This is a genomic window from Dietzia sp. NPDC055343 (assembly GCF_053645265.1).
The window spans coordinates 1-19,228 of sequence record NZ_JBSHMJ010000013.1 but is presented as its reverse complement, the minus strand read 5'-3'; the positions used below and the strand labels follow the sequence as shown (position 1 = coordinate 19,228).

At 71.6% G+C, this 19,228-nt stretch carries 16 protein-coding genes and 1 pseudogene; 15 read left to right on the top strand and 2 right to left on the bottom strand.

Annotated elements, in window-relative coordinates; translation table 11 throughout:
• Positions 1 to 3 precede the first annotated feature (3 nt).
• From murD to ACWIE7_RS08150, 14 genes are all read left to right on the top strand, one after another.
• Entirely contained in the window at positions 4 to 1,494 is a 1,491-nt protein-coding gene (gene murD / locus ACWIE7_RS08215; protein WP_454069012.1) for a UDP-N-acetylmuramoyl-L-alanine--D-glutamate ligase, read from the top strand.
• Between the two features lie 3 nt (positions 1,495 to 1,497).
• Positions 1,498 to 3,216 (top strand): putative lipid II flippase FtsW, encoded by a 1,719-nt coding sequence (gene ftsW, locus ACWIE7_RS08210; protein WP_454069011.1) that lies wholly within the window; start codon positions 1,498 to 1,500, stop codon positions 3,214 to 3,216.
• Positions 3,213 to 4,340 carry an undecaprenyldiphospho-muramoylpentapeptide beta-N-acetylglucosaminyltransferase gene (gene murG / locus ACWIE7_RS08205; RefSeq protein ID WP_454069010.1) on the top strand — a complete coding sequence of 376 codons (1,128 nt, stop codon included), beginning with the start codon at positions 3,213 to 3,215 and terminating at the stop codon, positions 4,338 to 4,340. Before ftsW ends, murG begins: the two co-directional genes overlap by 4 nt.
• Before the next feature lie 53 nt (positions 4,341 to 4,393).
• The gene (gene murC / locus ACWIE7_RS08200; protein WP_454069035.1) at positions 4,394 to 5,818 is read left to right on the top strand and encodes a UDP-N-acetylmuramate--L-alanine ligase; all 1,425 of its coding nucleotides are present in this window, start codon (positions 4,394 to 4,396) and stop codon (positions 5,816 to 5,818) included.
• 13 nt (positions 5,819 to 5,831) lie between these two features.
• Positions 5,832 to 6,656 (top strand): cell division protein FtsQ/DivIB, encoded by an 825-nt coding sequence (locus ACWIE7_RS08195; RefSeq protein WP_454057075.1) that lies wholly within the window; start codon positions 5,832 to 5,834, stop codon positions 6,654 to 6,656.
• A gap of 218 nt (positions 6,657 to 6,874) precedes the next feature.
• Entirely contained in the window at positions 6,875 to 8,080 is a 1,206-nt protein-coding gene (ftsZ, locus tag ACWIE7_RS08190) for a cell division protein FtsZ (protein ID WP_344990067.1), read from the top strand.
• An 8-nt stretch (positions 8,081 to 8,088) separates the two neighbouring features.
• A complete protein-coding gene (pgeF, locus tag ACWIE7_RS08185) occupies positions 8,089 to 8,808 on the top strand; it encodes a peptidoglycan editing factor PgeF (RefSeq protein ID WP_452099495.1) in 720 nt (239 codons plus the stop codon).
• Between the two features lie 136 nt (positions 8,809 to 8,944).
• Positions 8,945 to 9,673 carry a YggS family pyridoxal phosphate-dependent enzyme gene (locus ACWIE7_RS08180; protein WP_452099496.1) on the top strand — a complete coding sequence of 243 codons (729 nt, stop codon included), beginning with the start codon at positions 8,945 to 8,947 and terminating at the stop codon, positions 9,671 to 9,673.
• Positions 9,674 to 9,747: 74 nt separating this feature from the next.
• Positions 9,748 to 10,443 (top strand): cell division protein SepF, encoded by a 696-nt coding sequence (locus tag ACWIE7_RS08175; protein WP_295651402.1) that lies wholly within the window; start codon positions 9,748 to 9,750, stop codon positions 10,441 to 10,443.
• A gap of 47 nt (positions 10,444 to 10,490) precedes the next feature.
• Positions 10,491 to 10,790, top strand: coding sequence for a YggT family protein (locus tag ACWIE7_RS08170; protein WP_454069009.1), 300 nt, complete (start codon positions 10,491 to 10,493; stop codon positions 10,788 to 10,790).
• A 130-nt stretch (positions 10,791 to 10,920) separates the two neighbouring features.
• Complete coding sequence (gene wag31, locus ACWIE7_RS08165; protein ID WP_452099497.1) at positions 10,921 to 11,796, top strand: DivIVA-like cell division protein Wag31; 876 nt, start codon at positions 10,921 to 10,923, stop codon at positions 11,794 to 11,796.
• Between the two features lie 161 nt (positions 11,797 to 11,957).
• The gene (locus ACWIE7_RS08160) at positions 11,958 to 12,170 is read left to right on the top strand and encodes a hypothetical protein (RefSeq protein ID WP_230929438.1); all 213 of its coding nucleotides are present in this window, start codon (positions 11,958 to 11,960) and stop codon (positions 12,168 to 12,170) included.
• A gap of 280 nt (positions 12,171 to 12,450) precedes the next feature.
• Positions 12,451 to 15,660, top strand: a complete 3,210-nt coding sequence (ileS, locus tag ACWIE7_RS08155) for an isoleucine--tRNA ligase (protein ID WP_454069008.1) — start codon at positions 12,451 to 12,453, stop codon at positions 15,658 to 15,660.
• Between the two features lie 12 nt (positions 15,661 to 15,672).
• Entirely contained in the window at positions 15,673 to 17,199 is a 1,527-nt protein-coding gene (locus tag ACWIE7_RS08150) for a DNA polymerase IV (protein ID WP_454069007.1), read from the top strand.
• A 92-nt stretch (positions 17,200 to 17,291) separates the two neighbouring features.
• Here ACWIE7_RS08150 and ACWIE7_RS08145 read toward each other — a convergent pair whose 3' ends face one another.
• A complete protein-coding gene (locus ACWIE7_RS08145; RefSeq protein ID WP_454069006.1) occupies positions 17,292 to 18,344 on the bottom strand; it encodes an asparaginase in 1,053 nt (350 codons plus the stop codon).
• Between the two features lie 161 nt (positions 18,345 to 18,505).
• Between ACWIE7_RS08145 and ACWIE7_RS08140 the strand changes: the two genes are divergently transcribed.
• Entirely contained in the window at positions 18,506 to 19,000 is a 495-nt protein-coding gene (locus ACWIE7_RS08140) for a hypothetical protein (protein WP_452099501.1), read from the top strand.
• On the opposite strand, the pseudogene ACWIE7_RS08135 reads toward ACWIE7_RS08140, so the two are convergent.
• A pseudogene (locus ACWIE7_RS08135) lies at positions 19,001 to 19,228 on the bottom strand (hypothetical protein); the annotation flags it as partial. It lies immediately after the preceding gene.

Genomic DNA, 19,228 nt, shown 5'->3' with positions numbered 1-19,228 from the left:
GAGATGACGGCCGTGGCCGAGATCGATGTGCGCGCGCTGACCGGCGCCCGGGTGCTGGTGCTGGGCGCCGGTGTGTCCGGACCCGGTGCGGTGCGGATCCTCGACGCCCTGGGTGCCGACCCGGTGGTCGCCGATTCACGGCCCGAGGCGATCGAGCGCCTTCGCGCGGCGCTGCCCGAGGGCGTGACGTGCGCGGGGGTCGACCTCGACCGCGCCGCCGAGCTGCTCGCCGTCGGCGACGGGCGGAGCCCCGTGGAGCTGGTCGTGACCAGCCCCGGGTGGCGTCCGGACTCCCCGTTGTTGGTCGCCGCCGCCGAGTCGGGGGTGCCGGTGTGGGGAGACGTGGAGCTGGCGTGGCGTGCCGACGCCGCGGAGCTGTTCGGCCCGCGCCGCACGTGGCTCGCCGTGACCGGAACCAACGGCAAGACCACCACCACCGCGATGCTCGAGGCGATCTGCCTCGAGGCAGGGATGGCCGCCCGCGCGTGCGGGAACATCGGCCTGCCGGTGACCGACGTGCTACTCGCCGAACCGCGTGTGGCCGTGCTCGCCGCCGAGCTGTCGAGCTTCCAACTCCACTGGGCGCCGAGTTGCCGCCCGGACGTGGGCGTGGTGCTCAACGTGGCCGAGGACCATCTGGACTGGCACGGGTCGATGGCGGCCTACGCCGCGGCCAAGGCGCAGGTCCTCACCGGTCGCGTGGCGATCGCCGGCGCCGACGACGAGATCGCCGCGCTTCTGCTCGCCGACGCGCCCGCGGCAACGCACATCGGGGTGCGCCTGGGCGCACCGGCGCCGGGCGAACTGGGCGTGACGGACGGGATCCTCACCGCATGTCTCGGGACACACCGGGGTGACGACGACGAGGCCGTCGACCCCGTCCCGCTCCTACCGGCCGCCGACGTGTCCCCGGCGGGCCCCGCGGGCGTACTCGACGCGCTCGCCGCCTCGGCGGTGGCGCTGTCCGTGGGGGCGCGTCCGGAGCATGTCGCCGCGGCCCTGCGTGCGTTCGAGGTGGGCGCCCACCGCGCGGCGCCGGTCGAGACGATCGACGGCGTGCACTACGTGGACGACTCGAAGGCCACCAACCCCCACGCGGCGCGCACGTCGCTGCTCGCGGGCGGGCGGCGGGTGTGGATCGCCGGTGGCCTGCTCAAGGGCGCCGACGTCGATCCGCTCGTGGCCGAGGTCGCGCATGTGCTGCGCGGTGTCGTGCTGATCGGCCGTGATCGCGGCCGGATCGCGGAGGCATTGGCCCGACACGCGCCCGACGTGCCCGTCGTGCAGCTGGAATCAGGGGACGATGGCGTCGTCGCGGTTCCCGACGAGCCGCAGCAGACGATGGACCGCGCGGTCGCGGAGGCCGCACGGATGGCCACAGGTGGCGACACGGTGTTGCTCGCCCCCGCAGCCGCGTCGATGGACATGTTCACCGACTACGGCCACCGCGGGCGCAGCTTCGTCCTCGCCGTGGGCCGCGTGGCCGGGAGGTAGGGCATGGCACTGGAGAACCCCGCTCGCCGTGGGCGACGCCCCGGCACCGACGCCGACCGCGCCGCCAACAGGCCCACCGGCGACGTCGATGACCGTGAGGCCCGTCCTGACCTGCTCGGCCGCATCGCCGCGCCGCTGGTGGCGATCAACCGTGCTCCGCTGACCTCGTACCACGTGGTCATGGTGGTCACGGCACTGCTCACCGTGATCGGGCTCGGCATGGTGCTGTCCAGCTCGAACGTGCTCGCCTTCTCCGGCGGCGGCACCCCGTTCGACATCTTCCTGCGGCAGGCGATGTTTGTGGTCATCGGCTCGGTCGGGTTCGCGGCGGCGCTGCGGATGCGCTTCGACCTGTTACGCAGGTTGGGGACGCCGATGCTGCTGGTCTCGATCGGCCTGCTCGTGGCGGTACTCATCCCGGGCATCGGGTCCGAGATCAACGGCTCGCGCGGTTGGATCAACCTGGGGTTCTTCTCCATCCAGCCCGCCGAGATCGCCAAGTTCGCGTTCATCATCTGGGCGTCCTCGGTGGTCGCCAAGCGCATCCGGACGGGGTACTGGCTGGACCTGCTGTTCCCGGCGGTGGTCGGCTTCGTGGTGGTGGCCGGTCTGGTGCTGGCGGCTCCAGACCTGGGCATGGCGACCGCGGTGACCGTCGCGTTCCTGTGCGTCCTGTGGTTCTCCGGGTACCCGTCGCGACACTTCTTGTTGGTCATCGCACTGGGCGTCGTCCTGTTCGCGGTGTCCGCAGTGACGTTCGCCTACCGCTTCGAGCGGATCCGCACCTACAGCGACACCCTCCGGGGCGACTTCTCCAACCCCCAGGGCGCGGCCTACCAGTCGTATCAGGGCATGCTCTCCCTCGCCGACGGCGGACTGTTCGGCGTGGGGTTGGGGCAGTCCAGTGCGAAGTGGTTCTACCTGCCCGAGGCGACGAACGACTTCATCTTCGCGATCATCGGCGAGGAGCTCGGCTGGTTCGGCGCGGCGGTCGTGGTCTCCCTGTACCTCACGCTCGGCTGGGCCGGAATGCGGATCGCGATGCGGTCGGTCGACCCGTTCCGTCGGCTGCTCGCAGGCACCATCACGGCGACGATCGTCCTGCAGGCGTTCATCAACATCGGCTACGTGGTGGGCCTGCTGCCCGTGACCGGCCTGCAGCTGCCGCTCATCTCCAACGGCGGCACCTCGGCGGTCGTCACCCTGACCTCACTCGGTCTGCTGGCCAACTGTGCACGGCACGAGCCGGAGGCGATCTCCGCGATCCTCTCGTCGCCGCAGCGTCGCCGTCGTCGTCGATTCTCTCTTCCAGACCCGCAGCCCTACACCCCGGAGCGTCCGGTACCCGCCTCGGCGGCCCCCGGTCGTTCCAGCGAGGGCGCCCGCCGCTACGGCGAGCCGGTGACCCGCCGGCCGGCCGCCGGGCCCGGCGGCCCGGCGCCGCGCAGGAGCGGGGGCGGCCGTCGCGTGGCGGAGCCGGCCCCGGTGCCCAGGCCACCCCGCGGCGCGCCGCGGGCGCCGGCGTACGAGACGATGCCGATCCCCGGCGACGCCGCCCGCGACCGTCGGCGCGGCGCTACCGCCATGACCGGCCGCAACGCGCGCCCCGTGCGCGGTCGCGACGAGGAGCGTCGCCAGCCGCGACGTGCCACCGACCCCGGCGCCCGGCCGACCCCGGGGACCCCCAGACCAAGTCCGATCCACCGCGGTAGGGAGCGATGAATACGAGTACGACACGCGGGCCCTCGGTCCTGGTGGTCGGCGGCGGGACCGCCGGCCACATCGAACCCGCCCTCGCGGTGGGCGAGGCCGTCACCGTCCTGGACCCCGCCGCCCGTGTCACCGCGGTCGGCACCCCTCGCGGGCTGGAGACCGAGATCGTCCCCCAGCGCGGCGTGCCCCTCGAACTCGTGGACCCGGTCCCGCTCCCGCGGCGCGTCAACGGCGACCTGTTCCGGCTGCCCGGGCGGCTCTTCAGGGCCGTCCGCGGCGCGCGCGCGATGCTGCGCCGGACCGAGGCCGACGTCGTAGTGGGATTCGGCGGCTACGCCTGCGTGCCGGTCTACCTCGCCGCCGGGCCGCTCGCCGGTCGCGGCCGGCGGGTGCCGATCGTCGTGCACGAGGCCAACGCCCGCGCCGGGATCGCCAACAAGCTCGGCGCCCGGTACGCCGAGGCGACGCTCGCGGCCGTGACCGACTCGGGGCTCGATGCCCGGGTGGTCGGTAACCCCGTCAGACGGTCGGTCGCGAATCTCGCCCGTCGGGAGCTGCGTGCCGAGGCGCGTCAGGCCTTCGGCCTCGACCCGGACGCACCGACCCTGCTGGTGGTCGGCGGTTCCCAGGGCGCCCGCTCGCTCAACACGGCGATGTCCGCGGTCGCGGAGGAGTTCTCCGCCGCCGGCGTCGGCGTGCTCCACGCGGTGGGCCCGAAGAACGTCGACGACGCACCGACCGTGACCGGAGCCGGCGCGCCGTACGTGACGGTGCCGTACCTGGACCGCATGGACCTCGCGTACGCCGCCGCCGACCTCATCCTGTGCCGCTCCGGCGCGATCACCGTGGCCGAGGTCTCGGCCGTCGGGCTGCCCGCCGTGTTCGTCCCGCTGCCCCACGGCAACGGCGAGCAGGCGCTGAACGCGCGGGACCTCGTCGCCGGCGGTGGCTCCCTGATGGTCGACGACACCGACCTGAGCCCCGACTACCTGCGGGCGACGGTGTTGCCGCTCGTACTCGACCGCGACCGGCTCGACGCGATGTCCGTGGCCGCCGTCAGCGGCGGCTCCCGAAACGCGGCGGAGGTCGTGGCCCGGGCCGCGCTCGACGCCGCCGGAAAGGCCGCCCGGTGACCGACATCCCCGCCGCCCACGCCGCGGTCCCCGCGGTCCTGAACCGCGTGCACATGATCGGGATCGGCGGCGCCGGCATGTCCGCCGTCGCCCGCATCCTGCTCGACCACGGAGTGGCGGTGTCGGGCAGCGATGCGCGCGACTCGGTCGAGCTGCGCTCGCTCGGGGATCGGGGCGCGGTGGTCCGCGTCGGCCACCACCGTGACGCGCTCGGCGCGCTGGGGCAGGCCCCCGAGATCGTGGTGGTCTCCAAGGCCGCGATCCCCGCGGACAACCCCGAACTCGTCGCGGCCCGTGCGGCCGGCATCCCCGTGGTGACCCGCTCCCAGGTGCTCGGGCAGCTGGCGCGCTCGGGCCGGTCGATCATGGTGTGCGGGACCCACGGTAAGACCTCGACCACCTCGATGCTCATCGCGGGGATGGCCGCGGCCGGATCGGATCCGTCCTTCGCCGTGGGCGGAACGGTCTTGCAGTTCGGTACCAACGCCCGGGGCGGCGCGGACCCGGTGTTCGTCGCCGAGGCCGACGAGTCCGACGGTTCGTTGGTGCATTACGACCCCGACGTGGTGATCCTCACCAACGCCGAACCCGACCACCTCGACCACTTCGGGACCGCCGAGGCCTACTTCGAGGTGTTCGACACCTTCCTCGCCCGCATCCCCGCGTCAGGTGCGCTCGTGGTGTGCCTCGACGACGAGGGCGCGGCCGAGCGCGCCCGCCGCGCCGCCGCGGCCGGCGTGCGCGTACTGGGATACCGCACCACCACCGGCCCGGCCACCGGCCCGGCCACCGGCCTCCCCGTCGCCGCCGCGCTCGACACGGTCACGGTCGACTCGACCGGCGCCCGCGCCGGGCTCACCCTCGACGGTGAGGTCCGGGGCGAACTGCACGTGGGTACGCCGGGCGAGCACATGGCGCTCAACGCACTCGCCGCACTGCTGGCCGCACGTGAGGTGACGGGTCACGACCGATTCGACCTCGAGGGCTTCCTGGCGGGGCTGTCCGGATTCGGGGGAGTGGGGCGCCGGTTCGAGCCCAAGGGCGAGGCGCGGGTGGACGGCGGCCGGGCGCGCGTCTTCGACGACTACGCGCACCATCCCACCGAGGTGACCGCGGTTCTCGGCGCGGCACGCGAGATCGTCGAGACAGACGGCGGACGCCTCGTGGCCGTGTTCCAGCCCCACCTGTATTCGCGGACGCGGATCTTCGCGGAGGAGTTCGGCCGGGCGCTGTCGCTGGCGGACGAGGTGGTCGTGCTCGAGGTCTACGGCGCCCGGGAGCAGCCCGAGCCCGGCGTCGACGCGGGGCTCATCACCCGTCACGTCACCGCGCCCGTGCACAGGGCCGCCGACCTCGACGAGGCCCTGTCCACCGTCACCGGCCTGCTGGCCCCGGACGATGTGGTGTTCACACTCGGCGCCGGCGACATCACCACGCTCGGCCCGCGCATCGTCGCCGGCGCCGGGCAGGGGTCGTGAGGGGGACCGGACGGTGACCGACGACCCCGTCGACCGGCCTGATCCCGGACGGGAGGGCCCGCTGACCGACGACCCCGACCGCCACCGGGACGCGGCCGCCGTTCGCGAGTCCGACGAGCGTGTCCGTCACTCCGATCCGGCCGTCCGCGCCCGGCTGCGGCGTCGACGTCGCCGGACCAACCGCATCTACATCGGGCTCGGTGTGGCCCTGGTCGTCATTCTCATCGCGTACATCGCCATGTACTTCCTCCCGGTGTTCGCGGTGCGCGAGGTCAACGTCAACGGACCGCAGACCATCCCCGGGGAGGTCGTCGTGGAGCGTGCCGCGGTGGCCCCCGGGACCCCGCTGCTACAGGTGGACACCCACGCGGTGGCCCGCCGGGTCGCGGGGATCCCCCGGGTCGACCAGGTGACGGTGACGCGCGACTACCCGTCGGCCCTACGGATCGAACTGGTCGAGCGGACCGCCCTGGTGGTGGTGGGCGTCGACGGCGCACAGCATCTGGTGGACGCCCAGGGCATCGACTTCGGTGAGGGGGAGGCGCCGCCGGGAACGCCGCTGCTGACCGTGGGCGAGGAGGCGCAGAGCAACCTGCCGGGGATCGTGCGTGACCTGGCGACCGTGTTCGACGCGGTCCGGGGCACGGCCGGACAGGAGATCACCGCGGTCGAGGTGGACACCCCGGCCTCGATCGTCCTGACGCTCGGCGACGGCCGGATCGTCGAATGGGGCGCGGCGGGCCGCGACCAGGAGAAGGCGATCGCCCTGCAGATGGTGCTCGAGCAGCCCGGCGAGACCTGGAACGTCTCCAATCCAGCGCTGCCGACCTCCCGCTAGCCGGCCGGACGACCCCTTCACGCACCGGTCGACACGACACGCCCGCGCGCTTCGTGGACGCACGGGGCTGCTGCCCCTACCGTGTGATCCGACGGCGGAAAAGGCCTCTGACCAGCAAGTTTAACCCTCAACTAGAGGGTGAGACTTCAGGTTCACAGAACTTTCGTCGAGACAGCACGCAACCGAGCACGACACCCCCAAAGGAAGGCCGGGCCTCGATGAGCTCACCGCATAACTACCTCGCAGTCATCAAGGTCGTCGGAATCGGCGGCGGTGGCGTCAACGCGGTCAACCGCATGATCGACGAGGGGCTCAAGGGCGTCGAGTTCATCGCGGTGAACACCGATGCGCAGGCCCTGCTCATGTCGGACGCCGACGTCAAGCTCGACGTGGGCCGTGAGCTCACCCGCGGGCTCGGTGCCGGCGCCGACCCGGAGGTCGGCCGTAAGGCCGCAGAGGACCACAAGGACGAGATCGAAGAGGTCCTCAAGGGGGCCGACATGGTCTTCGTCACCGCCGGCGAGGGTGGCGGCACCGGCACGGGTGGCGCGCCCGTGGTGGCGGCGATCGCGCGCAAGCTCGGCGCGCTCACCGTGGGTGTGGTCACCCGCCCGTTCTCCTTCGAGGGCAAGCGTCGCGGCGGCCAGGCCGACTCCGGCATCGATCAGCTGCGCGAGGCCTGCGACACGCTCATCGTGATCCCGAACGACCGTCTCCTCCAGCTGGGCGACGCGGGGGTGTCGATGATGGAGGCGTTCAAGACCGCCGACGAGGTCCTGCTCAACGGTGTCCAGGGCATCACCGATCTCATCACCACCCCGGGCGTGATCAACGTCGACTTCGCCGACGTCAAGGGCGTCATGTCCGGCGCCGGCAGTGCCCTCATGGGAATCGGCTCGTCACGGGGGGAGGGTCGCGCGTTCAAGGCCGCGGAGGCCGCGATCAACTCGCCGCTTCTCGAGACCACGATGGAGGGCGCCAAGGGCGTGCTCATGTCCATCGCTGGCGGCAGTGACCTGGGACTGTTCGAGATCAACGAGGCCGCCTCGCTCGTGCAGGAGGAGGCACACCCGGACGCCAACATCATCTTCGGCACCGTCGTGGACGACTCGCTGGGAGACGAGGTCCGCGTGACCGTCATCGCCGCCGGGTTCGAGGGCGGATCGCGTCCGATCACCGCGGGCGGTGCCCAGCCGCGCCGCGGACGTCACCATCTCGACGACGAGGATGCGGTACCCGGGGCCTCCGGGGACACCGGCGGAGCCTCCGAGCTCGGCTCGACGCCCCTCGGTGGCGGCCGTCGCGAGGAGCCGTCGTACCCGGCGTCCGCCGGCTCGGCCGGGGCCTCGTCCTCGCCCGCACCGTCGTCCCGCCGGCGTGACGAGGACGACGACATCGACGTCCCGCCGTTCATGCGGCACTGAGGCCGATAGTGGCATCTCACAGCACCGGACGCGTCCGCCGGGTGGTCACCGACCGTCGTGGCGGCGCGTCCACCGGTGATTTCGACTCGTTCAATCTGGGCGACCACGTCGGCGACGCCCCCGCGGCGGTCGCGGCGAACCGGGCGCGGCTCGCACGCCGCCTCGGTCTGCCCGCCTCCGATGTCGTGTGGATGGATCAGGTCCACGGCACCCGCATCGCCCGCGTCACCCGGGCGACCGGCGGGCCCGTCCCCGCCACCGACGGTCTGGTGACCGACAAGCCGGGTCTGGCCCTGGCCGTGCTCACCGCGGACTGCGTGCCCGTGCTGGCCGCGGACTCCGAGGCCGGTGTGATCGGTGCGGTCCACGCCGGACGGGTCGGTGCCGTCGGTGGGATCGTGCCCGCGCTCATCGGGGCCATGACCTCCCTCGGTGCCCGCGCCGAGCGAATCACGGTCCTGCTCGGCCCCGCCGCGGCGGGGGAGCACTACGAACTCCCGGACGAACTCGCCGACGAGGTCGAGGCGGCGTTGCCCGGCAGTCGGACCCGTACCGTCGGCGGCACCGCCGGGGTCGACCTCCGGGCGGGTATCACCCGGCAGCTCGCCGGACTCGGCGTGAGCAGGGTCGACTCCGATCCGCGGTGCACGATCGCCGACGAGTCCCTGTTCTCCTATCGCCGGCAGGGCCGGACCGGACGACAGGCCTCCGTCATCTGGCGCGACTAGGTGTCGACGACGCCTGCAGGATCGCGACCGCTTCGGGCAGCGGTGTCTGGCCGGGCCGCCGTGTCTGGCCGGGCCGACGGTAATTCCGATAGGTTACGGGCCATGCAGCACTGCGTCGGCGTATCGGTAGGTGGTCGTGACTGACCCCCGGACAGAAGAACTGGCGAGCCGACTGGCCGCCACCCGCGAACGACTCGACGCCGCCCTGGCGGCTGCCGGCCGGACGGACGAGGTCGACCTCGTCGTCGTCACCAAGTTCCATCCCGTCGACGACGTGATCCGTCTCGCGCGGCTCGGCGTGCGCGACGTGGGGGAGAACCGGGTCCAGGAGGCGGCCGCCAAGGTCGCCGACCTCGCGGCGGCCGACGCCGGGCTCGCTTCCTCGGTGCGGTGGAACATGGTGGGAAACATCCAGTCCAACAAGGCGACCGCGGTCGCCGGGTGGGCCGACCGGGTCCACTCCGTGCACTCGGCGAAGGTCGCAGGCGGCCTCGACCGCGGCCGGGCCCGACTGGCCGACGAGCGTGATGACGTGCTCCCGCTGCCCGTCCTCCTCCAGCTCAGCCTCGACGGCGACACCTCGCGCGGCGGGGTCTCGCGAGAGGACCTGCCCGCGCTCGCCGACCACGTGGCCGGACTCGCGCACCTCACCCTCTCCGGACTGATGGTGGTGCCCCCACTCGAGGGGGATGCGGCCGCGCACTTCGCCGATGCCGCGGAAGTCGCGGAAGGCCTGCGACGTGCGCACCCCGGGGCGATCGGGTTCTCGGCCGGCATGTCCGGAGACATCGAGGCCGCGATAGCCGCGGGATCGACCTGCGTGCGTGTCGGAACGGCGATCCTCGGCCCCCGCCCAGTAGTTTGAGATCCAACCTCGTGGGAGGCGTCTCCCACGACGCCTAGCCCGCGACGACCCCGTTACCAGGAAGGTCCCGGAAGATGAGCGCAATCGCCCGGTTCAAGGAGTACTTCGGAATGGCGCCCGTCGCGGCGTACGAGGACGAGTACCTGGACGACTACGACCGCCCCGTGCACCACGACCCCCGGGCCTCTCGCGCGATGCACGAGATGGATGACCTGGACGCGATCGGACGCGATCGCCGGGACGATTACGGCTACGCCGCGGATCGGTACGCCGAGGAGCCTGCACCGCGTGCCCGCCTCGAGGAGTTGGACCCGATCGACGATCGGGCCGCCGCCCCCCGCAGGGCCATGGCAGACGAGGTCGCGCCGCGGCCCCGGCGCTACCACGCCGCCGAGGCCGGCGCCCGCGCCTCGATGCGCGGTGTGCCCGCCACCCGCGGAGCGGTCGCCCTCGCCCCCGAGGAGGACTTCATCGAGGACGGGCTGGTCACCGTGCCCGAGACCGTGGTCGAGCGTCCCCGTGGCTTCGGTGACGGGAAGAGCCTGGGTGATCACTTCCGCGCCGGTCGCGCCGTGGTCCTGGACCTGTCCACGATGGCCTCCGGTGACGCGCGCCGCATGGTCGACTTCGCCGCCGGGCTCGTCTTCGGTCTGGACGGCCGCATGGAGAAGGTCGCCGATCGCGAGCGCACCTTCCTGCTGCAGCCGGCCGGCATGGACCTCACCGAGGCCGAGGTCCGTGACGCCGTCAACGGTGCATTCCGTCGCTGACCGACGCCGGCCGACGCGTTCCCACGAGGTGACAGTAGGGTTGAGTCGTGCGTGAAATCCTGCTGGTCCTCTATATCGCCACCCAGGTCTTCTGGTATCTGCTGCTGGCCCGGATCGTCGTCGAGATGATCGCCTCGTTCTCCCGTAGCTGGAGTCCGAAGGGGTTCGTCGCCGTGCTGTTGGAGTGGCTGTTCACCCTCACGGATCCGCCGGTCAAGGCGTTGCGGAAGGTGATCAAGCCGGTCCGGCTGGGGCAGATCTCGCTGGATCTCTCCGTGCTCGTACTGTTCGTGATCATCATCGTGATCCAGGTGATCCTGCGGTACCTGATGTTCAGCGTCGCCTGAGTCTCTGCGGGGTCATGGTGACGCGCGGGCTGATTGTGACTAGATTGGCACGCGTTAAGGTAGTAATGATGTCGTGGGTCCGGTGCGAAAACGCCGGACCGGCACCCGAGACGACCACGAGGGGTATCCCATGCCGTTGACTCCAGCCGATGTGCACAACGTCGCGTTCTCCAAGCCGCCGATCGGTAAGCGCGGCTATAACGAGGACGAGGTCGACCAGTTCCTCGACCTGGTCGAGAAGGAGCTCGCGGAACTCGTGGGGGAGAACGAGGATCTCCGTCATCGGGTCGACGAGCTGAGCAAGGACCTCGAGAAGGCCCGCAAGTCCGGCGACAAGAGCGACAAGGGTTCCGCTGACTCCGGCGCCCCGAGCGCCCCGCAGGCTGCGGCCCCGGCCGCGCCGGCTGCCCCCGCGCCCACGCCTGCTGCGACGCCGGCCGCGGCCACCCCGTCGCTCGGCAGATCGGAAGACGAGGGCGCGGCCAACTCCGACACCCACCTGCGTGCCGCCCGCGTGCTGGCCATGGCGCAGGAGATGGCCGATCGTCTCACCGGCGAGGCCAAGAAGGAGTCCGACGGGCTCATGTCCAAGGCCCGCGGCGAGTCGGATCGTCTGGTCGGCAGCGCCAAGTCCGACTCCGAGAAGATGGTCCGTGACGCCCGCAAGGAGGCCGACCGCATCCTCGGCGAGGCCAAGAACAAGTCCGACGGGATCGTCAAGGACGCCCAGGCCCGCTCCGAGCAGCAGGTCAAGGAGGCGCAGGCCAAGGCCGACGCCCTGCAGGCCGACGCCGAGCGCAAGCACACCGAGATCATGGCCACGATCAACCAGCAGCGCGGCGTGCTCGAGGGTCGGATCGACCAGCTCCGCACCTTCGAGAAGGACTACCGCAGCCGGCTCACCAGCTACCTCGAGAACCAGCTCAATGAGCTGGGTAAGAGCGGTTCCGCCGCCCCGGCAACGCCCGGTGACGTCAGCTCCGCGTCCGACAAGGACAGCAAGTAGGAATCCGGGCACCGCGCTGACCGGCCGGTGATCTGAGGCCTCGGCCCCCGCCCCTGCCCAGGGTGCGGGGGTCGACGTATATTCGAGGGCAGTGGACGACCGCCGGTAGGTGTCGTCGTCCCCGCCACCGACACCCGCTCCACAATGCACCAGGAGGAACGATGCTCGTCGCCGCACTCGGACTGACGATCCTCGGGTTCGCATTCCTCGTCGCGGCGGTCGCCACCGGCAACATCGGGTGGGCGTGGGCATGCATCGCGGTCGGTGGGATCGGTCTGCTCCTCCTGCTGGTCGACCTGATCCGTGGCCGCGGCGGTCGTGATGAAGCGCCGACCGCTGACGCGGAAGAGGCGGACACCAACGCCGACGGGTAGGATCTGGAACTATCCGGCCTCGATCCGGACGCGCACTGATCCGGCCATCACCGGGGAGCGCTCGGAAGAACGGCCGATCCTGTTCCGGGACGGCTCAGTAGAACCGAACGGGAAGGCCCGTCACAGCCTGACCCACGAGTGGGCGTCGCGTCGTCGTCGTCAAACGGGGTGGTACCGCGGACGGGTGCGCTGGTCGCACCCGGATCGTCCCCGAGCGCAGGTCTGACGGCCCCACGGATGCGAACTCGTGCGGGCCCCGTACGCGAGGAGTCCCGCCCAGATGAGTACCGAATCCGCGACCCCGGATGCCGAGAGCCCCGGAACCGCCGTCACCGGTAGCGCGTACCCGATCCTTGACCTGACCGGCGGCGGCATGGCGAAGTCGCCGTCGTTCCCCGCGCTCGAAGAGACGGTCCTTGCCCGCTGGGACGACCGGGACACCTTCCGCGAGTCCATCCGCAACCGTGCGGACGCCGAGGAGTACGTCTTCTACGACGGGCCCCCGTTCGCCAACGGCCTGCCCCATTACGGCCACCTGCTCACCGGGTACGTCAAGGACGTCGTCCCGCGCTACCGCACCATGCGTGGCTACAAGGTCGACCGCCGCTTCGGTTGGGACTGCCACGGCCTGCCCGCAGAGCTCGAGGCGGAGAAGCAGCTGGGCATCACGGAGAAGTCGCAGATCCTCGACATGGGTCTGGCCGAGTTCAACGCCGCGTGCAAGAAGTCGGTGCTGCAGTACACCGACGAATGGGAGGAGTACGTCCACCGTCAGGCCCGTTGGGTGGACTTCGAGAACGACTACAAGACCCTCGACATCGACTTCACCGAGTCCGTGCTGTGGGCGTTCAAGCAGCTGTACGACAAGGGGCTGATCTACAAGGGCTTCCGCGTGCTGCCGTACTCCTGGTACGAGCAGACGCCGCTGTCCAACCAGGAGACCCGTCTGGACGACGCCTACAAGATGCGCCAGGACCCGGCCGTCACCGTCGGTCTGCCGCTCGAGGCCCCGCAGGACAGCCCGTTCCACGGCGCCGAGGCGCTGGTGTGGACCACCACCCCGTGGACCCTGCCGTCGAACCTCGCGGCCGCCGTGCACCCGGACATCGACTATTCGGTGGTCCGCGTGGCCACCGGTGAGTTCGCCGGCCGCACCTTCGTCCTGGCGGAGGCCCGGCGTGCTGTCTACGCGGCCGAGTTCGGTGAGGACGCCGAGGTCGTGGCCACCGTCAAGGGCTCCGAACTCGTGGGCCTGCGGTACACCCCGCCGTTCGACTTCTTCGCCGGGCACCCGAACTCCCACGTGGTCTTGGCCGCCGATTACGTGACCACCGAGTCCGGCACCGGCATCGTCCACCAGGCCCCCGCGTTCGGTGAGGAGGACATGGAGACCTGTAGTGCCGCCGGGATCGAACTGGTGATCCCCGTCGGCCCGGACGGCAAGTTCACCTCCGAGGTGCCGCCGTACGCGGGGCAGCTGGTCTTCGACGCCAACGCGCCCATCTCGCGCGACCTGCGGGCCGCCGGCCGTCTGATCCGCCACGAGACAATCGAGCACTCCTACCCGCACTCGTGGCGCTCCGGACAACCGCTCATCTACATGGCGCTGCCCGCGTGGTTCGTCCGGGTGACCGCGTTCCGCGACCGCATGGTCGAGCTCAACCGCGAGCAGATCACCTGGATGCCCGAGCACGTGCGCGACGGGCAGTTCGGCAAGTGGCTCGAGGGCGCCCGAGACTGGAACATCAACCGCAACCGCTACTGGGGCGCGCCCATCCCGGTGTGGGAGTCCGACGACCCGGCGTACCCGCGCGTGGACGTCTACGGCTCCCTCGACGAGCTCGAGCGGGACTTCGGCGTGCGACCGACCGACCTGCACCGCCCGTACATCGACAACCTGACCCGGCCGAACCCGGACGACCCGACCGGCAGGTCCACGATGCGCCGCGTGGCGGACGTATTCGACTGCTGGTTCGAGTCCGGCTCCATGCCGTTCGCGCAGGTCCACTACCCGTTCGAGAACAAGGAGTGGTTCGAGACCCACTTCCCGGGCGACTTCATCGTCGAGTACAACGGCCAGACCCGCGGCTGGTTCTACACCATGCACGTCCTGGCCACGGCGCTGTTCGACCGCCCCGCGTTCACCCACGTCGCCGCCCACGGCATCGTCCTGGGCAACGACGGGCTCAAGATGAGCAAGTCCAAGGGCAACTACCCGGACGTCAACGAGGTGTTCTCGCGGGACGGCTCCGACGCCATGCGCTGGTTCCTCATGAGCTCGCCGATCCTGCGCGGTGGCAATCTGGTGGTGACCGAGCAGGGCATCCGTGAGGGCGTGCGCCAGGCGATGCTGCCGCTGTGGAACTCGTACAGCTTCTTCCAGCTGTACGCCTCCGAGCGCGCGACCTGGCGGACCGATTCCCAGCATGTGTTGGACCGGTACATCCTGTCCCGGCTGGCGTCGACGCGCGACGCCATGACCGAGGCCCTGGACATCACCGACATCGCGGCGGCCTGCGACGAGCTGCGCCTCTTCGCCGACGCCCTGACCAACTGGTACGTGCGACGCTCTCGCTCGCGCTTCTGGGCGGGCGAGTCCAGCGGTCAGGATTCGCGCGACGCGTTCGAGACGCTCTACACGGTGCTCGAGACCACCATGCGTCTGGCGGCCCCGCTGCTGCCGCTGATGTCCGAGGTGATCTGGACCGGGCTGACGGGCGAGGAGTCCGTACACCTGGTGGACTGGCCGGCCGCGGACTCGCTGCCCCGCGACCCGGGTCTGGTCGAGGCGATGGAGGCCGTGCGGGCGGTGTGTTCGACCGTGTCCTCGGTGCGCAAGGCCAAGCAGCTGCGCGTGCGACTGCCGCTCGACACTCTCACCGTGGCCATGCCGGACGCCGAGCGGTTGCAGCCGTTCACCGGGATCATCGCTGATGAGGTCAACGTCAAGAACGTCGTCCTCACCAGCGATGTCGCCGCACATGGTCGGATGGAGCTCGCGGTCAACGCGCGCGCCGCCGGCCCCCGCCTGGGCAAGCAGGTCCAGGCCTGTATCAAGGCCGCCAAGGCCGGCGACTGGACGGAGGTCGACGGCGTGGTGACGGCCGGCGGTGTCCCGCTGGAGGAGGGCGAGTTCGAGCACCGCCTCGTGGCCGCCGACCCCGAGTCCACCGCCGCGCTCCCCGGGGGCGCGGGCCTGGTGGTCCTGGACCTCACGGTGACGGAGGAGCTGGAGGCAGAGGGGTGGGCCAAGGACCGCATCCGCGAACTGCAGGAGGCGCGCCGTGCGGCGGGCCTCGACATCTCCGACCGTATCCGGGTGCGCATGGCGGTCCCGGCAGAGCGACGCGAGTGGGCCGACCGCCACGCGCAGCTCATCGCGGGCGAGGTGCTGGCCACCGACTTCGCGGTGGTCGACGCCCTGGATTCGGCCGACGGGGATCCGATCGAGCTCGCCGAGGGCGTCAGGATGACGCTGTCTCGGGTCTGATCGGACTCCCTCGTGGGTGAGGGGCAGGACCGGTGGGTCCTGCACGTGGACATGGATGCGTTCTTCGCGTCCTGTGAGCAGCTCACCCGGCCGACCCTTCGGGGTCGGCCGGTGCTGGTCGGCGGTACCGGCGGCCGCGGCGTCGTGGCAGGTGCCTCGTATGAGGCCCGCGCCTTCGGTGCCCGGTCGGCGATGCCGTCGCATCAGGCGCGCCGCCTTGTCGGTCCGTCGGCGGTGTTCGTGCCGCCGCGGATGCCGGTGTACCGCGCGCTGAGCCGTCGGGTGTTCGAGGTGTTCGCCGAGCACGCCCCGGTGGTCGAGCAGGTGTCGGTCGACGAGGCGTTCCTCGAACCCCCGGAGCTCCGCGGCGCGGACTCCGATCGGACGCGGGCCTGGGCACAGGATCTGCGCACGGCGATCCGCGAGGCCACAGGGCTACCGGCGTCGGTGGGTGCGGGGGCCGGCAAGCAGTACGCCAAGATCGCCTCTGACCTGGCGAAACCTGACGGGATCGCGGTGGTGTCGCGCCGCGATCACGCCGACGTCCTGGGGCCGCTTCCCGCCCGGAGCCTGTGGGGTGTGGGCCCGGTGGCGGGGGAGCGGCTCGCGCAGTTCGGGATCGCGACGATCGGTGACCTGGCGGAGATGGACGACGACGACGTCGTGCACGCCCTCGGCCGGACGGTGGGCCCGGCGATCGCCCGCATCGCGCGCGGTTACGACGACCGCCCCGTCGAGGAGCGGGCCGAGGCCAAGCAGATCAGCGCCGAGAGCACGTTCGCCGCCGACCTCACCACGGCCGGCCAGGTGGTGGCCGCCGTACGCCGGGCCGCGGAAGGCGCGCACCGCCGCCTGCTCACGGATGGGCGTGCGGCCCGCACGGTGACGGTCAAGGTCAAGCGTTCCGATTTCACGTCGATCACCCGCTCGTACACGCTGCCGCAGGGCACCACGTCGCTGGAGACGATCATCTCGGTGGCCCGCGCGTTGGCCCCGGACCCCGTCGAGTTCGGCGCGATCCGCCTGCTCGGCGTGGGGCTCTCGGGTCTGACGCAGTTCCATCAGGACGCGTTGTTCGAGCAGGAGTTCGTGCCGGACCACCGGGCGGGTGGAGGCGTGGGTGGAGGGTCAGGATCCGACGACGACGAGCTGCCCGACATCGTCGGGGTGGGCACCACCGTGACATCCGAGAGCGCGGACCCGGGGGAGGAGCCGGGCGGCGCGCTGGACGAGAACGCCGAGCCGGACGGGATCACCACGGTGGGGCGGGACCTCGCGGGCGCCGGCGCCGAGAACGGCGGCTGGGTCGGCGTGGTCCCGACGATCGGTGCGTGGCGGCAGGACTCTGACGAGCGGTTCCGCACCGGGTCGGATGTGCGGCATCCCGAGTTCGGGCACGGGTGGGTGCAGGGCTCGGGCCACGGCCGGGTGTCGGTGCGGTTCGAGACGGCGGCCACCGGGCCGGGACGCATGCGCACCTTCGCCGACGACGATCCCGCCCTCGAGACCGCTGATCCGCTGGATTCCCTCGGGTGGTGACCGGCGTCCGACCGGTCTGCCCGATCGTGCCGCTCGCGGCCTTCGTCCCGCTCCGTCGCGCGCGGTCCCGAGGTGCGCGCCCGGTGCTCTTGTCAGCTGTAGAGGTGGTACCGGGACCACTGCCGCCGCACCGCGGTCGCGGCAGCGGCGCGCTCGCCATCGGAAGTGGCGTCGCCGGCCTCGGTGACGCTGAGGAGCGCGGCGAGCAGGACCCGGGCCTGTCCCGATCGCAGGTAGCCGGCGGAGAGGACGCCCCGGCTCGCGAGTTCGGCACCGCCGCCGCGCCCGCCGTAGGTGGCTGTCGCCTCCCCCCGCGGAACGCGGGTGCCGGCCACCACCACGATTTCGGGCCGGTCGTCCGTCAGCTCCGCGACCGCATCCGCCACGAGCGGGGGCAGGTTTCCGGAACCCGAGCCCTCGAGGACGAGCCCGCGGGCCCCGGCATCCACGCACGCCCGGAGCGCGGCGGCGTCTGACCCGGGCGGGCAGGCCACCACGTCGACCCGGACGTCGGCGAACCGGGCGCGCCCGTCGAGCACCGGGCGCTCGAGCTCGGGCGGCAGGTCCTCGACCGGCTGCTCGGGGGAGTTGCGCGCGAAGGCGACGGGGTCGGTGGTGTGCCACTTGCGCACCCCCCGGGCCTGCAGGATCGCGCGCCCGAGCACCACCAGCACCCCGAGCCCGCGGGAGACCGGATCGGCGGCGAGGAGGACGGCGTCGAGCAGGTTGGCGGGGCCGTCGGCCTCCGGATGATCGGCGGGGAGCTGCGCCCCGGTCAGCGTCACGGGGCGGGGATCGCTGTGGTGGAGATCCAGCGCGATCGCCGATTCCTCCAGCGAGTCGGTGCCGTGGGAGACCACCACCCCGGTCACCGACGGGTCGGCCAGGACATCGGTGACGGCGGCGACGAGGAGGTCCCACTCGGCGGGGCCGAACGTCGACGAGTCGCCGTCCAGAACGGGTCGCGCGCTCACCCGGATCCCGCCCGGGAGTACGGCCCGGAGCTCGTCGAGCATCGCCTCGGTGGCGGCGTCCGACTCCCCGGCGACGACCGCGCCGTCAGCGGCTGTCGACGCCGTGATCGTGCCACCCGTGGTGCAGATCACGACATGGGGGGCATCTGTGCTGGTCTCGGCGCTGTTCACCCGGTCCACAGTGGTGGTCGCACGGCCCGTCGTCAACCACCCGGGCCGCTGTCGATGGAACAATGGCACCTCCGTGTTCGTTGGGCCGGTGACGCGGTCCTCGGACCGCACCGGGCCCGGAGCGTCCACCCGGAACCGCACATTCGACGAAAGGACCCCGCGTGAGTCTTCGACGGACCATCGCCGCAGTCTCCCTGTCCGCTTTCGCCCTGGGCGGTCTGGCCGCCTGCGGTGGTGACGACAACGGCGGCCGGGAGACCGCCCCGGCACCCACCACGAGCTCACAGCAGGCGGCGGCGGTCCCCACCGCCGAGGAGCTCACCGTGCTACTCGACCAGGCCTCGGATCCGAACGTCCCGGTGGAGGAGAAGGTCAACCTGGTCGAGGGTGGCGCCGAGGCGCCCGAGATCTTCGACCAGATCGCGGCCCTCAAGGAGCAGCAGGGCGCCTCCGTGGTGATCACGGGCGTCGCCGAGGGCGATATCCCCGGCACCCTCATCGCCAACGCCGTGATCAACCAGCCCGGCCAGGAGCCCATCAACGTCCAGGCCCAGTTCATCAAGCAGGGCGGCAACTGGATGCTCCAGAAGTCCTTCGCCTGCGCGCTGATCACCAACGCCGGCCTCGAGCCGCCGGCCACCTGCGCGGCGGCCTGATCAGCCGACGCTGCGGAACTCCAGGACCGAGTTCTCGTCGAAGGTCGTACGTTGCCCCGTCTCGGGGTCGACGTACACGGCTCTCGTCGAGGACTCGGTCTTTCCGTCGACCGGCAGCGCCGCCCGGAGATCGACGGTCAGCTCGCCGGAGCCGGTGATGTCGTAGGTCTCCACGTCGAGGGTGACGCCGGGCCCGCCGTCGGGGGCCGGGGCGGTCAGGGTGTCCGC

What these genes read in the sequence shown, in the direction of transcription:
- wag31 (WP_452099497.1), top strand. Translation starts at nt 10,921, where the DNA reads ATGCCGTTGACTCCAGCCGATGTGCACAACGTCGCGTTCTCCAAGCCG.
- ACWIE7_RS08160 (WP_230929438.1), top strand. Translation starts at nt 11,958, where the DNA reads ATGCTCGTCGCCGCACTCGGACTGACGATCCTCGGGTTCGCATTCCTC.
- ACWIE7_RS08175 (WP_295651402.1), top strand. Translation starts at nt 9,748, where the DNA reads ATGAGCGCAATCGCCCGGTTCAAGGAGTACTTCGGAATGGCGCCCGTC.
- ileS (WP_454069008.1), top strand. Translation starts at nt 12,451, where the DNA reads ATGAGTACCGAATCCGCGACCCCGGATGCCGAGAGCCCCGGAACCGCC.
- murC (WP_454069035.1), top strand. Translation starts at nt 4,394, where the DNA reads ATGATCGGGATCGGCGGCGCCGGCATGTCCGCCGTCGCCCGCATCCTG.
- murG (WP_454069010.1), top strand. Translation starts at nt 3,213, where the DNA reads ATGAATACGAGTACGACACGCGGGCCCTCGGTCCTGGTGGTCGGCGGC.
- murD (WP_454069012.1), top strand. Translation starts at nt 4, where the DNA reads ATGACGGCCGTGGCCGAGATCGATGTGCGCGCGCTGACCGGCGCCCGG.
- ftsW (WP_454069011.1), top strand. Translation starts at nt 1,498, where the DNA reads ATGGCACTGGAGAACCCCGCTCGCCGTGGGCGACGCCCCGGCACCGAC.
- ftsZ (WP_344990067.1), top strand. Translation starts at nt 6,875, where the DNA reads ATGAGCTCACCGCATAACTACCTCGCAGTCATCAAGGTCGTCGGAATC.